Here is an 18,833-nt window from a genome sequence, read left to right on the forward strand (position 1 = left end):
TTTGTACACTGATCTCAACATTTACAGGAGGTCAGTTATGGATTTAAAAAGTCTTCTAAACCAAGCGCTCAACTCTGATTTACTCAAACAAGGTGCTGACGCCCTGGGTAAGCAAACTCAAAACATCAAATCATCATCCAGCTCTAGCCAGTTCAAAACTCTCGGCGCAGGAGCCATCGGTGGTGGATTGATTGGCATGCTTATGGGCTCAAAGAAAAGCAAAAAGATGGCGAAGAAAATGGGTTCTGGCGCGCTTAAAGTCGGTGGAGCGGCAGCACTCGGTGCACTTGCCTACAAAGTGTATAACGATTGGCAAGCTAAGCAGAGTGATCAAGGCGTCCATGAACCCTTCGATCCACAAGATAGCAAACACAGCGTATTAATTTTAAAAGCCATGATTGGTGCAGCCAAAGCAGATGGTCATGTCGATGATGTGGAAATGGCCCGGATTGAACAAGCCCTTACAGAAATGGGGGCAGATGAACACGTTCGTCAGTTGGTTCAGCAAGAGTTGCATAAGCCACTTGATCCAGTAGAAATCGCAAGCCAAGCGTCGACACCACAGCAAGCTTCTGAGATCTATTTAGCGTCACTCATTGTTGCCGATGAACAAAACTTCATGGAAAAAGCTTACTTACAAGAGCTGGCTAAGCAGCTTCAGCTTTCTCCTGAAGTGACGTATCAATTAGAAGCGCAGATGCAGTGATTAAAGCTTGTCCAAGATGCACTTCAACTTGAGCCAAAACAACTCTCAGCTTTGAGTTTCAAATCCGCTATGTGTATATTGAGATAAGTTATCATTTAGTGGAAAGAAAACATGCAAGTATACGGCTGTTGTGAATTAGTTCGTGAGCTTTATGCTCAAATTGGTAGCGGCGATCAAGCCTACATCCCTCAAGCAATTTCTTGTGCAGTAAAAGCGCTAAACGATGTTGCGGCGGATGAATCTTTGCCAAAAGAAGTACGTGAGAAAGCGGCGTTTGCGGCTGCAAACCTACTGATTTCAGATTTTGAGGACAAGTAATGAACTTAGCGAACTTTGAATCGATGGACCCAGTCATGCTGATGAGCATCGTCAACATGAAGCTACGTGACGACTTCGGCGGTGATCTGGATAAGCTGGTTGCTTTTTTTGATATAGACCGCGCGGCGCTTGAAGCAAAATTGGCTACGGCAGGGTTTGATTTCTTACCCGAAGCAGGTCAGTTCCGTTAATCACGACGGCAACCCCCAACGAAATTCATGAAAAAGGGCTTGATGTATACATCAAGCCCTTTTCGTTTATGCTGTATCTTTGCTTGTTAACCGAATGAAGCCCAGATCACCGTTGCAACTAATACAGGGCACACAAACTTCACATACGCAGGCCACAATTTACCAAACCAGCCTTGTGTGAATTCAGGACAGCCCTGCTCAAGCTCTTTAATTTTAGAGTTACGATTCCATACCCAACCACCAAACAAGCAGAACAGTAGTGCCGCAGTTGGCTGTAAATACTGAGTTGCAACCGTCGCAACCATGCCAAACAACGCGCCAAAGTTGTACACAATCACTACGCTGAACAGAGCAATAAGACCACCTAGCACCCAGCTAGTCGCACTGCGCTTAGTATTGAAACGTTCACTCACTAACGCCACCGGACACTCTAACATTGAGATGGAAGACGTCAGCGCCGCAATCGTCAGCAATAAGAAAAACACGATTGAGAACAGTTGGCCAAGTAAACCTAAGCTATCAAACATCAGTGGCAATACGGTAAATACCAAGGTGTCTGAGCTCAATAGAGAACCGTCTTCAGCGTAGATTTGGACACCTTTTTGCATCGCAACAAACATCGCTGGCATCACCACTAGTCCTGCAATAAAGGCAACTGCCGTATCGACCAAGGTCACATTCATTGCCATCTTTGGAAGGTTCTCTTTCTTGCTCAAGTAAGAGCCGTAGATCAGCATTGAACAACCACCAATCGTCAGTGAGAAGAAGCCCTGCCCCATTGCAGCAAGAATTAGTTTACGGTCCCATACTTTCTCGAAATCAGGCACCAAGTAATGCTTCAGACCTTCCATCGCGCCGTTTTGCGTCATGATGTAAACAAACAGCAAACCGAATAACACGAACAACGCAGGCATTAGACGTGTTGACCATTTCTCGATGCCTTGTTTAACGCCACCTTGCACGATCAAAATGGTAAGTACATAAAATGTAATCGTACCGAACAAGTTGCGCTCTACACTAAAACCTTTTAACCATTGAGTCGCCGCTTCCATTCCCATGATGTCGGTAACCGCACCTAGCAAAAAGCAGATCAACCAACCGCCAACAATGGAATAAAACGCTAAGACTGCGCTTGGTACACTCAAACCAATCCAGCCCACAATACCGCCAAGCTTTTTGCCAGTCGGGTGGTTGGTTAATGCACGCATGCTGTCTACTGGGTTGGCTTGACCATGACGACCAATCGCCATTTCAACCACCAGCATGGGAAAAGCAACGATCAGAATCATCACTAAGTAAACCAGCAAGAAGGCTCCACCACCATTACTTGCTGCTTGTGTTGGGAAGCCCCAAATATTACCCAGACCAACCGCAGCGCCGGCGGCTGCTAAGATGAATCCGAGACGAGAGCCAAAATGCTCGCGAGGCTGAGAAGAAGTTTGTTGTGTCATACCACTCACACAAAATATCAATGAACTAGCTAACTAGTACACTATAGCAATATTAACTAATCAACAAGAGCAAGCAGGTCAAATACTCGACAAACGATGCAAATGGCAGACATTCAGTTTGTAAATTTTTACATACATCTCATATTCATCATCCCGTCATCAAACCGTTATTTGCCATCAAATCGACTGTATCACCACGCAAAAACCACTGATTCATTCATCGTGAAGTGAGCCGAAAAATAATGAGCTCGACTGTAAGAGGCGAATAGTTCCTCGTGATATTGTGTCGAAAAGCAGAATATTGTTCTTCGCTTTTTCCCCCTTATGTCTATTTATCAGCTAGTTATTACTCTGTTCTCATTTATATCCATGACTCAAGGAGAGGAAAATGAAGGTCACTCTACTTCACGGAGCGGTGGTAGCTGCACTCAGTGTTAGCTATCAAGCTCAAGCCTACAACTGTCAAAGCCTGCCTGATTGGGATAGCACTGCGATCTACACCTCAGGCACTCAAGTGAAAACTCAAGGTGCCGCCTATGAGGCCGCTTATTGGACACAAGGTAACGACCCCGTCACCAACTCAGGTTCATGGGAAGCGTGGAAGGCATTAGGTCAATGCGATGGCGGAAACAGTAATCTGTCACCAACGGTGTCCTTCTCTTCTCCAACGAACAACGCGCACATTCCTGAAGGCAGCGCCATTACTCTGTTAGCCAATGCGTCCGACGAGGACGGACAGGTCACACAAGTGGAGTTTTTAGCGGGTGACCAAACCGTTGCTATCGTCACCCAAGCGCCATTTGAGGCATCTTGGACTGCGGCCCAAGGCGTTTCTCAACTCACCGCGATTGCGACAGACAATGAAGGCGCAGTAACCTCCACAACGGTTGCTATCGTCGTTCAGCCTCAAGTAGAGCTGCCACCACCTAGCATTACTCTCACTAGTCCAACAGGTACGGAAACACTGAGTGTGGGGGATAACCTAACCGTCACTGCTCAAGCTGATGACTTTGATGGCGTAGTTACTCAAGTTGAGTTCTTCGTTAACAACCAATCTGTCACCATTGATACCAGTGCACCTTACGAATACCAATGGACAGCGAGTGTTGGCACGCACTCATTTAAAGCTCAAGCGACAGATGACTCTAATCTCTCTACCATGAGTCAAGAAGTGGCGCTGGTCGTCGCGAATTCAGAAACAGGCAATGGTGGGTGTGCTGATGCTCTACCTTACGTTGCTGGCACACGTTATGAAGTAGGTGCTCTGGTATCTAACCTTAACCAAAAATATCGTTGTGACGTTGCGGGTTGGTGTTCGTCCGATGCAACATGGGCCTACGAGCCAGGTGAAGGCCTGTACTGGAAAGATGCTTGGACTGGCCTAGGAGCGTGCTCAACACCACCTCAAGTTACCATTACCGCCCCAACTGATGGGCAAGTCGTGCTCGCAGGCAGCAACAACGAAATCACAGCCAACGCAAGCGACTCAGATGGCACGGTTACGCAAGTGGAGTTTTTCGCGAATAACGATCGCTTAGGTGTCGTTACTCAAGCGCCATATTCCGTAACTTGGAACGCTACACTTATTGGCGCTAACCAGCTTAAAGCCGTCGCAACCGATAACGACAACAATACGTCAGAATCTGTTGTGAACGTAAATGTCAGTGATAAAGATTTAGTCATCTCTCTTACTTCGCCTAGCGCAGGTCAAACGGTTGGCTTAGGCAAAAATCTCGCATTAAGCGCCGATGCAACGTCTTTAACTTCAGGCATTAAGCAAGTTGACTTTATGGTCAACGGCGCCGTTGTCGCCACAGATACGACTGCACCTTACTCTGCGAACTGGACACCAGCCGCAATCGGACAGTTTACCGTAAGCGCTCAAGCCGTCGATCTTGCCGGAAGCACCGCATTATCTGACGCAGCAGCGGTGACAGTTGTAGAGCAGACAGAAAAACGTCATAAATTGATTGGTTACTGGCACAACTTCGTGAACGGTGCGGGTTGCCCAATCAGACTGGCAGACATGGCTGATGCTTGGGATGTGATTGATATTGCCTTTGCTGAAAACGACCGAAACAGCGATGGCACAGTGCACTTCAACCTGTATTCTGGCGATATTTACAGTGATTGTCCTGCACTCGACCCAACGCAATTCAAACAAGATATGGCAGCATTGCAGGCGAAAGGTAAGAAGTTCGTTCTATCTCTTGGAGGTGCTGAAGGCACTATCACTCTAAACACTGACCAAGACGAAGCGAACTTTGTTTCTAGTCTAACTGGCCTTATCGCTGAATGGGGCTTTGATGGTCTCGATGTGGATTTAGAGAGTGGATCTAACCTAGTACACGGTTCACAAATTCAAGCTCGTCTTGGTCGTGCTTTGCTGCAAATTGAGCAAAACATGGGTGGCGATATGTACCTAACCATGGCTCCTGAACACCCTTATGTTCAAGGCGGTTACGTCGCTTACAGCGGAATTTGGGGAGCGTACATTCCCGTGATCAACGATACTCGCAGCACGCTCGACTTGCTTCATGTTCAGCTATACAACAACGGCGGTCTACCAAACCCGTACCTACCAGGTTCTGCACCAGAAGGCTCTGTTGATATGATGGTCGCTCAATCTAAGATGCTCATCGAAGGTTTTGAACTAGCCGACGGCACTCAGTTTGCGCCATTGCGTGATGATCAAGTCGCGATCGGTTTACCTTCAGGCCCAAGCTCGGCAAACTCAGGTCAGGCTCCGACACAAAATATTCTTAGTGCGCTAGACTGTTTAACAAAAGGCACATCCTGTGGCACCGTTAAACCAGCGTTCAACTACCCGAATTATGCTGGCGTAATGACGTGGTCTATCAACTGGGATCAGCATGATGGCTTTAACTTCTCAAAACCTGTTGGTGATAAGTTAACTCAGATGAACGCGCAATAAGCGCCTTTGAGCCGGTTAGGTGCGTTTGGTCAAACCCTCGCAACTCGACCAAAAGATGGAACCACTAAAACGAAAAGAGAGTGCCAAACGGCGCTCTCTTTCTTTGTATTTTTAGATGTTGTTTCTACGCGAAGCGATTCATCAAATGGTAAAGACTCGATAGTCTTTCAACTCAGGAATTTTCTTCAACAAATCGTCTTCTTGCCCTGCCATATTGTCCAGAGATTCACATAAGTCTTCCGCTTGTTGCTCCACCTCTTTCGAATGTTCAGCCAGACGCTGCTCAACTTTCGCACTTAATTCTGCCATGCTTTCAGAGAGTGCTGTTAGGTTTAAACCACCCTCTTCTTTCATTTTTTTCGATAAAGCATCGAACGCGCTAGCCAGAAACTCTTTATTAAAAATCTCCTGCGCTTTTTCAAAATCTTTCGTCCAGCCCTGCGTCATCGATTCAAAGCTGTCTGCAGGCAAAATAAAATCACCATCTTTGTAATAACGAGATTGCACATCAGCAAAGAAGTCTTTAACTGCAACTTTTACGTTATCAAACGCGCCCGGTGCATCCAAACTCGCTGCCACATCGTCAATGATGTCATTGGCAAGTTCCAAGCCATCACTCGCTAACTGCTTAGCTTGAGGGATATAGGCATTCATTTTTTCGCGATATGCTTCAATCGCGGCTTTCTGCTCCGCATCGAGTTCAATCAACTCACCTTTGATGAACAAGTTGTTGTCTTCGTCCACGACGGCTTTATCACCAGAAGTCTGGCGAATTTCCAAACTCTGTCCATCCATACGAACTTCATTATGGATGTCCACACGACATTGCGCTGCATAGCCTGTTGCACTAACCATCAGCAATGAAAGTGTAAAAAGTTTCTTCATGTCATTCTCTTATCTTCAAAATAACTTCTGTTAAACATAACACTCAGTTATACATTTGATGTCAGAACACCGTCACGACTTCGTAACAAGTTGTTTTATCGCCAATTTTCATCTCAAACTCTTCGCCTTCCTCTTTGCCAAGTAACGCTCGTCCCAATGGTGATTTCGCTGTTAAGACAAAGACTTCCTGATCTTGCCAAGCCACCGTTAGTCCACCAGAGCACGGACCGATGAAAAAGCGTTTTTCGATATTATTCTCATCGACGAGAACCACATACGCGCCTACACCTATTGGCGCATCCGTAAAGTCGCGAATAACCATTGAACGATACTGACGCAATTCGTCCTCACTCTCTTGTACTCGCATTGCTTGGCCGTGAGCAAGATAGGAAGCCTCTAATGCAAGCGTGTCGTACTTATGCTCGGGCACAGTTTCTTCGTCCGTTGCGGCATCGATGGCTCTTTGGGTGGAAGCGTGTGCAATTCGAAGTTTTTCTTCCAATTGATGAATGATGATTTGGATTAACTCAGCTTTGTTCATACTTTTTGAAGGCGCGCTCAGTAGGCAGGATATGTTAATGTACCCTAGTCTATCACCGAAGAAAGGTTTCCCTAACATGCAAAGTACCCAGTTACTACAAACGCTTCAATCCGTGTTTGGTTTTGACTCATTACGCCAAGGCCAACAACCAGTTATTGAATCGGTCATGAATGGTTACTCTGCAGCAGCAATATTTCCAACGGGCTCGGGCAAATCTCTTTGTTATCAACTCCCCGCCACCATGCTGCCAAACCTCACTTTAGTGATCTCGCCATTACTGGCACTAATGAAAGATCAGCTGAGCTTTTTGCAAAGCAAAGGGATCGCCGCCGCTTCTATTGATAGCAGCCAAAGCCGAGAAGAAGCGCAACGCGTAATGGTTGGAGTCAAAAACGGTGAAATCAAAATTTTGATGATTTCTGTCGAACGCCTCAAAAACGAGCGCTTTCGCGAGTTCATTCGTCAAGTGCCAATCTCTTTGATGGTAGTCGATGAAGCGCACTGTATCTCTGAGTGGGGACATAACTTCCGTCCGGATTACCTCAAGTTGCCGCAATATCAGCGAGAACTGAATATTCCCCAAACCTTGTTGCTGACCGCCACAGCAACACCTGCCGTTATTGAGGACATGAAAAATAAATTCGATATTGCGAGTGACCACATTACTGTAACTGGCTTTTACCGTTCGAACCTCGATATTTCAGTCATCCCTTGCGAAGAGTCCGAAAAGCAAACGCAACTCAACACGATTGTCGCCGCAGCTCCTAAACTGCCAACCATCGTTTACGTAACGCAACAGCAAACTGCAGAGCAAGTGGCTAAGTCATTGATCCACATTGGCGTTAACGCTCATGCGTATCATGCAGGAATGAAAAGTGAAGTTCGTGAGCAAATACAACAGCAATTTATGGCGGGCCAAATTGACTGCATTGTGGCCACGATTGCCTTTGGGATGGGTGTCGACAAATCCGATATTCGCCGAGTGATCCACTTTGATCTGCCTAAATCCATTGAAAACTATGCCCAGGAAATAGGTCGAGCAGGACGAGACGGACAACGCTCTGAATGCATTCTGCTTGGCAATACTTCTGGGCTAACTGTATTAGAAAACTTTGTGTTTGGCGACACGCCTGAGCGCTCTTCGATTAGTTATGTATTGGGTCAAATCAAAGAGCACCAACCTCAGTGGGAAGTCGTGCCACTACGTTTGTCTCGCGAGAGCAATATCCGCCAGTTACCACTCAAAACGCTGTTGGTGTATTTAGAGCTTGCGAAAGTGATCGAGGCTAAGTTTAGCTACTTTGCCGAATATCGATTCAAATTCCTACAAAATCAGCAATTCATCGTTAACCAATTCCAAGGAGAACGACGCGAGTTTGTAGAAGCCATTTTCACTTGTTCAACCAAAGCGAAAGTATGGTGCCAAGTCGATCTCGATGCTCTTTGGATGCATTATCACTCGGAACGTAGCCGCGTTGTCGCTGCACTGGATTACTTTCATCAGAATGGTTGGGTTGAACTAGAAAGCAAGCAGCTAACCGATGTGTATTCCGTCTTGCCCGATACACAGAATATCGAAGACATCACTCAGCATCTGTACGAGCTGTTCCAATCTAAAGAGCGCAAAGACATCGACCGAATTCACGCCATGTTGGGGTTGTTCCAATCGTCAGGTTGTTTAAGTCATCAATTAGCCAGTTACTTTGCCGACCACAATGCCCCTGCTCACTGCGGTCATTGTTCTGTGTGTCGAGGACAGAGAGCGGTGTTCCCACCTCGGATTTACGATCAACCTGAACCAGCAGTCGCCTCCGCTTGGATTGCAGAGTTTGTCCAACTTTCCCCTTCTGCAATCAGTAACGAAGCCATAGCCCGATTCTTATGTGGCATCAGCACACCGTTGATCAGTCAACTTAAAGCCTCAAAGCTATCTGGGTATGGTGCATTGACTAATGTGCCCTTCGAACAGGTACTACAATTAGTTGAAAGTGTGCGGGAATAGATTAAAAGAAGCTAAGTTGACGAGCTTGTTCTTCTGGCTTGAGCATAACGCTCAAGCCTAAGAGGCGAATTTCACGACCATTTTGACGCTTTAGAATGTCTTTTAGCAGCAACTTAAAGTCCTCAAGTTCTAACTGAGGATGAATGTGTTCAATGGTAGTGAGCTGGAAATCCGCGAACTTTAGCTTAATGCCTTGCTTAATGATCGATTTATCTGGACTGGCACGCTCCAGTCGCTTTTCCAGTTCAGGATAAAGTTTCTCTTCGATCACTTGCCAGCACTCATCATAAGTAGAGATGTTTTGGCTAAACGTTCGCTCAACACCAACTGACTTTCTCTCACGCTCGACTACGACTTCGCGATCATCGATACCGTGGCTGCGTTTCCACAATGATGCGCCTTGGCGACCGAATTGGCGTAACAGTTCTCGATAGTCGCTATTTTTAATGTCTTCACACAGATAAAAGCCCGCTTGATGTAACTTTTCTAGACTGACCTTACCAACTCCAGGGATTTTTTCTAGTGGTAGCTTATCAACCACTTCTTGAACTTTCTCAGGAGGAATAACAAACTGTCCATTGGGTTTATTCATATCCGAAGCAACTTTAGCGAGAAACTTAATCGGCGCGATTCCAGCTGATGCCGTCAGGCCCAACTCGTTTCGAATATCATTACGGATAGACTCCGCAATCAGGGTTGCTGAGCCCCTGCACGCTGTCGCATCGGTAACATCTAGGTAGGCCTCATCAAGAGAAAGAGGTTCAATTAAGGAAGTATAACGTTCGAAGATAGCTCGAATTTGCAGTGAGACTTGTTTGTAGACATGCATTCGACCGGGAACAACGAGCAAATGCGGGCAAAGCTGCAACGCACGAGCGGTAGGCATGGCACTACGTACACCAAACTTGCGTGCTTCGTAGTTACACGTGCTAATGACGCCGCGCTGTTTTTCATGCCCGCCAACCGCAAGCGCTATATCTCGATAATTTGGGTTATCTCGCATCTCGACGGCAGCATAAAAACAATCCATATCGACATGAATAATCTTTCTGATTCGCTCTGACATACCCGACAAAACACTGGTTAAAAATACAGTATAATTCAATTAACGAAGCAAGAAAATGAAAGATTAAAACCACCGCACAGAGAACTTTCTAATGGGTTGAGTTATCTTTTTTATCGTGGTTCAATCACGCAACATTACATCGAGCTGATCCACAAGCTCAGCCCAATCAGCATCTTCTTCAATCGCTTGTTTTAAAAATGCGGCCTGAGAAAGTGTCCAGAAACTCGCTTCGTGTAAAGGTGCTGATTCACGTTTATGTCGATGCGTATTGACGAAATCTTTAATTTCTTTGGAAGAGCTCCCTAACCCGAGCTGATTGAAAAGATCAGCCATGCCATGTTGATGTAATTCCATTGTGTCCTCCGACTCGAATGAACCTCTACTTGAGTATATACCTCACCCAATTATGCGCCCGTGAAAGTACTAATATTTCACTCTCTATGTAGAAAGCACGGCGCTTTGATACACGCAAAAAATAACCCAGCCGAAGCTGGGTTATAGAAAAATGATAAGCACTCTATGCTTGCGCGTTACGCGATACGGTCTTTTTCCCACGCAGCTAGCTTTTCAGCACGAGCAGCTTCGCGAGCTTCACGCTTCTTGCGCGCGTCACATGGCTCTGGGCAGTTACATACTTTCTCTATGCCGACTGCGCCAAGACCACCACAGCTGCCTTTCACTACTTTCTTCTGGAAGATGTAGCCAACGGCCATCGCTGCGATCACCGCAACAAACAATGCAAATGTAATTAGAAATGTACTCATAAGAACATGCTCACTTCTGATGTTATTTGTTCATGAATGGCTTGTATGCTTCCGAAGCCAGCTCTTTAAAACCATCTTCCGTTTTCACAATCATGAAAACAGGAATGTTATTTTCGTTCGCGATTTCCATGCCTTTTTCTTCGCCTAGCACCATAAGACCCGTTGCTAGACCGTCAGCAGTCATCGACGATTTGTCCAATACTGTCACAGACACCACTTTATGATGAATTGGTTTGCCTGTTTGCGGATTGATAATGTGAGAGTATCGCACACCATTACTCTCAAAGTAATTACGGTAGTCACCACTTGTTGCAATTGCCATGTCACCTGGTTCGATGATCTCTTGAATAGATCGCTCATCAACCGTTGGTTTCTCAATCGCGATTCGCCATGGCACACCTTCTCGGTTAATACCTTTCAAACGCATTTCGCCACCAACTTCGACCATGTAGTTTTTGATCCCAACCGATTGTAGGTAATCAGCAACCACATCAACCCCCCAACCTTTTGCAATCGTTGACAGGTCAACATACAAATTAGGAATGTCCTTTGACAGTTTGTTGCCATCAACGGTCAGGTGGTGAATCCCAGTGTTTGCCTTACGAGCCGCTAACTCTTCATCAGAAGGCACTACGTCAGGGCGAGCTTCTGGGCCAAAGCCCCAAAGGTTAACCAGAGGACCAACCGTTACATCAAGCGCACCTAAAGTTAGGCCATTGAGACGAACCGCTTCTTTTACTACGGTTGCCGTTTGCGCTGACACTTCGAAAGGCTCACTTGTTTGATGCTGGTTAAAGCGACTCAGCTCTGAGTCTTCACGGTAAGTCGACATTTGATCGTTGACTTCTTCAAGCAGTCGATCGATTTCCGTTTGCAGAGCCTTCGGCGTCGGAATGCCGTCTTGCTCAATGTATTTAATGTTGTAAGAAGTCCCCATTGTAGGACCGCTTAGATGAATTTGATCAGCAGGCTGTTCACAACCAGCCAAAATCAATAGAGAAGCGAATGCAACAAGCCACTTTTTCACTTGTTTACTCCCATTGTTGTTGAATTGATATGGGAAATAGGACCATGTCCGTCAATCCAATTTCCTATAACAACTGTTGAATATGGTTTTGTATTTCAGAAAAAATAATGGCTAGCCCTTAGAGAGCTAGCCATAAATACAATCACTTGGAGGGATTAACCACCGAAGTCATCTAGTAGGATGTTCTCATCCTCTACACCTAGGTCTTTCAGCATGCCGATAACAGCCGCGTTCATCATAGGTGGACCACACATGTAGTATTCACAGTCTTCTGGAGCTTCGTGATCACGTAAGTAGTTCTCGTAAAGAACGTTGTGAATGAAGCCTGTGTAACCATCCCAGTTATCTTCTGGAAGTGGATCTGACAGTGCACAGTGCCATACGAAGTTGTCGTTCTCAGCCGCTAGGCCATCGAAGTCTTCAACGTAGAACATTTCACGTTTAGAACGTGCACCGTACCAGAATGACATCTTGCGCTTAGAGTGCAGACGTTTTAGCTGGTCGAAGATATGAGAACGCATTGGAGCCATACCTGCACCACCACCAATGAATACCATTTCTGCGTCAGTGTCTTTCGCGAAGAACTCACCAAATGGACCAGAGATAGTACACTTGTCGCCTTCTTTCAAAGACCAGATGTACGAAGACATGATGCCCGGTGGTACGTCTGGGTTGTTCGGCGGCGGAGTTGCGATACGAACGTTAAGCATGATGATACCGTGCTCTTCAGGGTAGTTAGCCATTGAGTATGCACGAATAGTTTCTTCATTAACTTTAGACTCGTAACGGAAAAGATTGAACTTCTCCCAGTCCTCACGGTATTCCTGAGGAATATCGTAGTCCGCGTATTTAACGTGGTGAGCTGGCGCTTCAATCTGGATGTAACCACCAGCACGGAAAGGTACTGACTCGCCATCTGGAATTTGTAGCTTAAGCTCTTTGATGAATGTCGCTTTGTTATCGTTAGAGATAACCGTACATTCCCACTTCTTAACGCCGAAGATTTCTTCTGGTAGTTCAATGTCCATGTCAGTTTTCACTGCCACCTGACACGCTAGACGCTCACCTTCACGAGCTTCACCTTTAGTGATGTGATCAAGCTCAGTTGGTAGGATGTCGCCACCGCCAGATTTAACTTTTACGCGACACTGACCACAAGAGCCACCGCCACCACAAGCAGAAGATACGAATACGCCAGCACCAGCTAGAGCACTCAGTAGCTTACCGCCTGGTTGTGTAACGATCGCTTTATCAGCGTCACCGTTCACAGAAATTGTAATGTCACCTGTTGGTACAAGCTTAGACTTAGCGAAAAGAATCACTAGTACTAGCGCAAGTACGATCAGAGTAAACATCACTACACCAAGAATAATGTCCATTGACTATTCCTTAATTGTTGCGGTTTACCCGACTTACAGTTGAACACCAGAGAAAGACATAAAGCCTAACGCCATAAGACCTACAGTGATGAATGTGATGCCAAGACCACGTAGACCTGGAGGTACGTCAGAGTACTTCATCTTCTCACGGATACCTGCAAGAGCAACAATTGCTAGCATCCAACCCACACCAGAACCGAAACCGTAAACAACAGATTCAGCAAAGTTGTAGTCACGTTGTACCATGAAAGATACACCACCGAAGATCGCACAGTTTACTGTGATCAACGGTAGGAAGATGCCTAGCGCGTTGTACAAAGGTGGGAAGAAACGGTCAAGAACCATCTCTAGGATCTGTACAAGTGCTGCAATTACACCGATAAAGGTGATGAAGTTTAGGAAGCTAAGGTCCACGCCCTCAACTAACGCATTTTCTTTCAGAACTAGGTTGTAAACTAGGTTGTTCACAGGAACAGCGATAGTCAAAACTACCACAACTGCAACACCTAGACCGAAAGAGGTCTTAACTTTCTTAGATACGGCAAGGAAAGTACACATACCTAGGAAGAAAGACAGTGCCATGTTCTCGATGAAAATCGATTTAACTAACAGACTGATGTAATGTTCCATGACGCCCTTACTCCTTCGCTTCTACTTGTTCTGGTTTAAACACACGGATTACCCAGATCAGGAAGCCGATTAGGAAGAATGCAGATGGTGCTAGTAGCATTAGACCGTTAGGCTGGTACCAACCACCGTTGCTCACTAGAGGTAGTACTTCCATACCAAATAGTTTGCCTGAGCCGAATAGCTCACGGAAGAAACCAACAGTGATAAGAACGAAACCGTAACCTAGACCGTTACCAATACCGTCGATTAGAGAAGGTACTGGCGCAGACTTCATTGCGAATGCTTCAGCACGACCCATTACGATACAGTTTGTGATGATCAGGCCAACGAATACTGATAGCTGTTTAGAGATATCGTATAGGTAAGCTTTTAGCACCTGGTCTACCACGATTACTAGAGATGCGATGATCGCCATTTGAACGATGATACGCACACTGTTAGGAATGTGGTTACGGATCAGAGAAACAGAGAAGTTAGACAGAGCAGTTACGAATGTTACCGCTAGTGTCATTACAAACGCCGTTTCTAGTTTAGTTGTTACTGCAAGAGCAGAACATACACCAAGAACTTGTAGCGCGATCGGGTTGTTATCCAACACCGGCGCCATAATGCTCTTTTTAATGTTTTGTGCGCTAGACATTAGTTCAGACCTCCGTCACGAACTTTTGCTAGGAAAGGACCAAAGCCCATGTCACCTAACCAGAAGTCGAATGTACCTTGAACACCGTTACCAGTTAGTGTCGCACCAGATAGGCCATCAACGCCGTGTTCAGAACCTGCTGGCGCACCACCTTTAACAACCTTGATTGCTGGTTTGTGGTTTTCGTCGAACAGTTTCTTACCAACCCATTGAGCACGCCATGATGGGTTCTCAACTTCACCACCAAGTCCAGGAGTTTCACCTTGCTCGTAGTAAGTGATACCAGACACAGTGTTACCGTCAGTTTCAACTGCAACGAATGCGTACATCATCGACCATAGACCGTTACCGTGAACCGGGATGATAACTTTAGAAACGTCATCACCGTTTTTCACTAGGTATACGATACCCGTGTTAGCACGACGAATGATCTTAGCTTTGTCTTGCTCAGCTGTAAGCTTAATAGACGTTGCGTTGTCTTTCGCTGCTTTACGTTGATCGTAGTTAGCTGCTTTAGAACCATCAGCCGCTTCTTCAACGAATTCGCCTGTTGCGAAATCAACCAAGCGAGGCTCGATGTATTCAGCATATAGCTCAGGTACTTTCTTACCATTTGCTTCAATGCCAGCAACTTCAACAATCTTTGATTGTTTATCTAGGACAGCGTTAGCTTTTTGCTTATCACGCAGACCTACTGCTGCTGTTGATACGATGATTGAACAAACAAGGCTCAACCCGATAACAACACCCAGCGTCTTTTTAATGCTGTCGTTATTACTTGCCATAGCGTGCTAGTCTCCGCTTGATGTTCTTCTCAATTACTACATGGTCGAACAGAGGTGCGAATAGGTTCGCGAATAGAATCGCCAGCATCATACCTTCTGGGTACGCCGGGTTAACTACACGGATCATCACACACATTGCACCGATTAGGATGCCGTACCACCATTTACCTTTGTTAGTAAATGAAGCTGATACTGGGTCTGTAGCCATGAAGAACATACCGAATGCAAAACCACCTAGAACTAGGTGCCAGTGCCATGGCATGTTGAACATTGGGTTGGTGTCAGAACCGACCACGTTAAACAGTGTCGATACTGCAATCATACCGATCATTACACCCGCAATGATGCGCCATGAAGCGATTCGCATGTAAACGATCATCGCTGCACCGATCATTAGAGCAAGAGTCGATACTTCACCAATTGAACCAGGAATGTTGCCGATGAAAGCATCCATCCAAGTGATAGGAGCGCCAGTGATGTTGTTGATCAACGCGCCGCTACCGCCGTGAGCCCATTGGCTAAGAGCAGTTGCACCAGAGAAGCCGTCAGCTGCAGTCCAAACTACGTCACCCGAGATTTGCGCTGGGTAAGCAAAGAATAGGAAAGCACGACCTGCAAGTGCAGGGTTAAGGAAGTTGCGACCTGTACCACCGAAGATCTCTTTAGCAACAACAACACCAAATGTAATACCTAGTGCCGCTTGCCATAGAGGTAGCGTTGGTGGAACGATAAGTGCGAACAGAATAGAAGTTACAAAGAAACCTTCGTTAACTTCGTGCTTACGCACCATACAGAAAAGCACTTCCCAGAAACCACCAACAAGGAATACTGTTGCGTAGATTGGTAGGAAGTACGTCGCACCTAGTAGCATCTTACTGCCGACGCCTGCATCAGCAGAAATCGATCCGCCTAGCATCTCAGTCAACCAGTAGTGCCAGTTACCTGCGATAACTGTCGCTAGTTGATCACCAGCGTACATGTGGTTTAGAGCTGCAATAGCTTGGCCACCTGCGTTGTACATACCCCAGAACATTGCTGGGAATACCGCAAACCAAACCATGATCATGATACGTTTTAGGTCAACGCTATCACGAACGTGTGAGCTTTTCTTTGTTACTAGACCTGGCGTGTAGAAAACTGTCGCTACAGCTTCGTACAGGGCAAACCATTTTTCATGTTTACCACCAGGCTCAAAGTGATGCTCGATGTCTTCAAGAAACTTTTTAAGAGCCATGGAAATTACCCTTCCTTCTCGATCTTATCTAGGCATTCACGAAGTAGTTGACCGTACTCGTACTTACCAGGACAAACAAAGGTACACAATGCCAAATCTTCTTCGTCTAGCTCTAGAGCGCCCAGTGCTTGAGCACTGTCACTATCGCCCGCGCATAGATCGCGAAGTAGCAAAGTAGGTTCCATATCTAATGGCATTACGCGTTCGTAGCTGCCGATTGGAACCATTGAACGGTCACTACCATTAGTCGATGTTGTCATGTTGAACAACTGACCTTTGAATAGGTGACCAAGGAATGAGCGAGTTACTGAGAACTTGTTCTTACCAGGCATAGCCCAGCCGAGCAGTTCTTTTTCACGGCCTTCGCGTAATACAGAAACCTGCTGATGGTAACGGCCAAGGTACGCGTGTGGACCTGTAGCGTGAGTACCAGTTAGTACTGAGCCAGAGATCACACGAACTTCGCCAGGCATCAGTTCGCTATCTGTTAGGTCGTCAAGGCTAGCACCCATTACGGTACGAACCAGACGTGGGTTATTCACCACTGGACCCGCTAGAGAGATAACACGGTCTGTGTATAGCTCACCTGTTAGGAACAGCTTACCGAACGCGATAACGTCTTGGTAGTTGATGCTCCAAGCCACGTTTTCTGCATTTACTGGGTATAGGAAATGCATGTGGGTGCCAGCAAGACCTGCTGGGTGAGGGCCATCGAAGACGTGTTCTTCTACGTTAGACTGAGAAGAGCGTGGCAAGCTAGTGCCAGATTTACATACGTAAACCTTGCCTTCTGTCAGGGCTGAAAGAATGTCTAGACCGGCAATGAATGCTTCTTGTTGTTCGTTAATGATCAACTCAGGCTTAGCTGCAAGAGGATTAGTATCCATTGCAGTTACGAAAATAGCCTTAGTAGCAGACTCGATTGCTGGAACCTTGCTAAACGGACGAGTACGTAAAGCGGTCCAAAGGCCAGATTCAACCAGTTGAGTCTTGATCACTTCGCGATCTAGACCAGATAGTTGAGCGGCTTCGAACTTATCGAATGTCACCTGCTCTTCACCTGCCACTTCAATCACTACAGATTGAAGGACACGTTTAGCGCCACGGTTAACTTCGATCACTTTACCGGCTGCTGGTGCAGTAAATTTCACGCCAGGGTTCTTCTTGTCTTCAAAAAGAATTTGCGCTTTTTTCACTTCATCACCAACGCGGACATGCATGGTAGGACGCATGCCAACGTACTCTTCGCCAAGCAAGGCGACTTTTTTGATGGTCTTACCATCATTAATCACCTGGGATGGAGTTCCTGCGATAGGAAGATCCAAGCCCTTCTTTATTGTAATCATACGCACTTGCACTACTTTTATCGGGAAAAAGATTCTTTTGATTGCGTAACTTTTAGACACGACATCAGTGTCCGGTTTTGATGCTGTTTAAAACACCAAAATCGCAACATCCTATTAAAAATCTCGTCACATGAAATATGAGAGATTTATCAGGTGCGGTAGTCTAGCATTTTTTAGGAACTTGATGCCATGACCAATCATCAGAATAGAGGGGTAATTTCGATAGAATCAGGTCTAAAAGGTCAAATATTAGTCATAATTTTGACCGAACGCACAAATGACATATTCCACACATATCTTATGGAAATGAAATATTCACAGCCTGAAATATGCTTTAATTTATATTCATTTGTTGAAACGCTGTTAACACATTTTTTAACCAACATTTGTGCCACATTTTTGTCCCACACAAAATGTAAAACAAAAAAAGATGGCCTAAGCCATCTTTCTAAAAACGTCTGGGTTGAAAGGGGTTAACGCCCTCCTCCCATACACATTGGACTGTCTGGTGCACCATTTTGCTCACGTTTCCACTCTTCCTCTGTGTAAGTATGGATCGCAAGCGCGTGAATATGATTGTCTAGCTCATCGGCAAGAATTTGATGAACTTGACGGTGACGGCCAATCAATCTCTGACCGGCAAATAAGTCACTCACAACAATGACTTTAAAGTGACTTTCCGAGCCAGGCGGCACATTGTGCATGTAACTTTCGTTGATGACTTTTAAGTAGCTTGGTTGCAGCTCACTATGTAACTTTTTCTCTATGATTTCTTGGATCATATTCTTTCCTCAATGATGCAAATGCCATAAGTATATACCCAACTCCTAAAGAGGTGGAGACTTGATACTCTTTCCATTTTGCGACTTTGTTTCGCGTTAATACTAGCAAAGGTTCAGCCCATTCAGCACTGATGCGTTTAAAGCACGAGCC

Annotated in this window: 19 protein-coding genes; 5 read left to right on the forward strand and 14 right to left on the reverse strand. The window is 45.8% G+C overall.

The window, feature by feature from the left end; all coding sequences use genetic code 11:
- The first annotated feature begins 37 nt into the window (after positions 1-37).
- The 3 genes from NL646_RS13485 (at position 38) to NL646_RS13495 (ending at position 1,215) form a co-directional block, all read left to right on the forward strand.
- Entirely contained in the window at positions 38-706 is a 669-nt protein-coding gene (locus tag NL646_RS13485; RefSeq protein WP_015297150.1) for a tellurite resistance TerB family protein, read from the forward strand.
- 111 nt (positions 707-817) lie between these two features.
- On the forward strand, positions 818-1,024 hold the full coding sequence (locus tag NL646_RS13490) for a YaeP family protein (protein WP_005391765.1): 207 nt from the start codon (positions 818-820) through the stop codon (positions 1,022-1,024).
- Positions 1,024-1,215 carry a DUF4250 domain-containing protein gene (locus NL646_RS13495; protein ID WP_005456636.1) on the forward strand — a complete coding sequence of 64 codons (192 nt, stop codon included), beginning with the start codon at positions 1,024-1,026 and terminating at the stop codon, positions 1,213-1,215. Before NL646_RS13490 ends, NL646_RS13495 begins: the two co-directional genes overlap by 1 nt.
- Positions 1,216-1,301: 86 nt before the next feature.
- Here the strand turns inward: NL646_RS13495 and NL646_RS13500 are convergent, their stop codons facing one another.
- Positions 1,302-2,666 (reverse strand): sodium-dependent transporter, encoded by a 1,365-nt coding sequence (locus NL646_RS13500; RefSeq protein ID WP_005456537.1) that lies wholly within the window; start codon positions 2,664-2,666, stop codon positions 1,302-1,304.
- A gap of 388 nt (positions 2,667-3,054) precedes the next feature.
- Here NL646_RS13500 and NL646_RS13505 point away from each other — a divergent pair, with 388 nt between their 5' ends.
- Positions 3,055-5,601 carry an Ig-like domain-containing protein gene (locus NL646_RS13505; RefSeq protein WP_253664328.1) on the forward strand — a complete coding sequence of 849 codons (2,547 nt, stop codon included), beginning with the start codon at positions 3,055-3,057 and terminating at the stop codon, positions 5,599-5,601.
- Between the two features lie 141 nt (positions 5,602-5,742).
- On the opposite strand, the gene NL646_RS13510 is transcribed toward NL646_RS13505, so the two are convergent.
- Both NL646_RS13510 and NL646_RS13515 read right to left on the reverse strand, forming a co-directional pair.
- Positions 5,743-6,486, reverse strand: coding sequence for a YggN family protein (locus NL646_RS13510; protein WP_021449939.1), 744 nt, complete (start codon positions 6,484-6,486; stop codon positions 5,743-5,745).
- 61 nt (positions 6,487-6,547) lie between these two features.
- Entirely contained in the window at positions 6,548-7,027 is a 480-nt protein-coding gene (locus NL646_RS13515) for a GreA/GreB family elongation factor (RefSeq protein WP_005456579.1), read from the reverse strand.
- Between the two features lie 76 nt (positions 7,028-7,103).
- On the opposite strand from NL646_RS13515, the gene NL646_RS13520 reads away from it, so the two are divergent.
- Entirely contained in the window at positions 7,104-9,029 is a 1,926-nt protein-coding gene (locus tag NL646_RS13520; RefSeq protein WP_253664372.1) for an ATP-dependent DNA helicase RecQ, read from the forward strand.
- Position 9,030: 1 nt separating this feature from the next.
- Here NL646_RS13520 and dinB read toward each other — a convergent pair whose 3' ends face one another.
- The 11 genes from dinB to bolA form a co-directional block, all read right to left on the reverse strand.
- Complete coding sequence (gene dinB / locus NL646_RS13525; protein ID WP_020835458.1) at positions 9,031-10,095, reverse strand: DNA polymerase IV; 1,065 nt, start codon at positions 10,093-10,095, stop codon at positions 9,031-9,033.
- Between the two features lie 120 nt (positions 10,096-10,215).
- Complete coding sequence (locus NL646_RS13530; protein ID WP_025509231.1) at positions 10,216-10,449, reverse strand: DUF2789 domain-containing protein; 234 nt, start codon at positions 10,447-10,449, stop codon at positions 10,216-10,218.
- 176 nt (positions 10,450-10,625) lie between these two features.
- A complete protein-coding gene (gene nqrM, locus NL646_RS13535; protein ID WP_253664329.1) occupies positions 10,626-10,859 on the reverse strand; it encodes a (Na+)-NQR maturation NqrM in 234 nt (77 codons plus the stop codon).
- 22 nt (positions 10,860-10,881) lie between these two features.
- Positions 10,882-11,886: an FAD:protein FMN transferase gene (locus NL646_RS13540; RefSeq protein WP_005494217.1), complete on the reverse strand. Its 1,005-nt coding sequence runs from the start codon at positions 11,884-11,886 to the stop codon at positions 10,882-10,884.
- A gap of 155 nt (positions 11,887-12,041) precedes the next feature.
- Entirely contained in the window at positions 12,042-13,265 is a 1,224-nt protein-coding gene (nqrF, locus tag NL646_RS13545; RefSeq protein WP_005456545.1) for an NADH:ubiquinone reductase (Na(+)-transporting) subunit F, read from the reverse strand.
- A gap of 33 nt (positions 13,266-13,298) precedes the next feature.
- A complete protein-coding gene (gene nqrE, locus NL646_RS13550; RefSeq protein ID WP_005436652.1) occupies positions 13,299-13,895 on the reverse strand; it encodes an NADH:ubiquinone reductase (Na(+)-transporting) subunit E in 597 nt (198 codons plus the stop codon).
- A 7-nt stretch (positions 13,896-13,902) separates the two neighbouring features.
- On the reverse strand, positions 13,903-14,535 hold the full coding sequence (locus tag NL646_RS13555; protein WP_005456515.1) for an NADH:ubiquinone reductase (Na(+)-transporting) subunit D: 633 nt from the start codon (positions 14,533-14,535) through the stop codon (positions 13,903-13,905).
- On the reverse strand, positions 14,535-15,320 hold the full coding sequence (locus NL646_RS13560; protein ID WP_005456526.1) for a Na(+)-translocating NADH-quinone reductase subunit C: 786 nt from the start codon (positions 15,318-15,320) through the stop codon (positions 14,535-14,537). Before NL646_RS13560 ends, NL646_RS13555 begins: the two co-directional genes overlap by 1 nt.
- Positions 15,310-16,554, reverse strand: coding sequence for an NADH:ubiquinone reductase (Na(+)-transporting) subunit B (locus NL646_RS13565; RefSeq protein ID WP_005456580.1), 1,245 nt, complete (start codon positions 16,552-16,554; stop codon positions 15,310-15,312). Before NL646_RS13565 ends, NL646_RS13560 begins: the two co-directional genes overlap by 11 nt.
- A gap of 5 nt (positions 16,555-16,559) precedes the next feature.
- The gene (locus NL646_RS13570) at positions 16,560-17,900 is read right to left on the reverse strand and encodes a Na(+)-translocating NADH-quinone reductase subunit A (RefSeq protein WP_005494215.1); all 1,341 of its coding nucleotides are present in this window, start codon (positions 17,898-17,900) and stop codon (positions 16,560-16,562) included.
- Between the two features lie 473 nt (positions 17,901-18,373).
- On the reverse strand, positions 18,374-18,682 hold the full coding sequence (bolA, locus tag NL646_RS13575; protein WP_005456570.1) for a transcriptional regulator BolA: 309 nt from the start codon (positions 18,680-18,682) through the stop codon (positions 18,374-18,376).
- Positions 18,683-18,833: the final 151 nt, after the last annotated feature.

Source organism: Vibrio sp. Y20_XG_PY13 (assembly GCF_024181925.1).
Taxonomy (GTDB): Bacteria; Pseudomonadota; Gammaproteobacteria; order Enterobacterales; family Vibrionaceae; genus Vibrio; species Vibrio parahaemolyticus.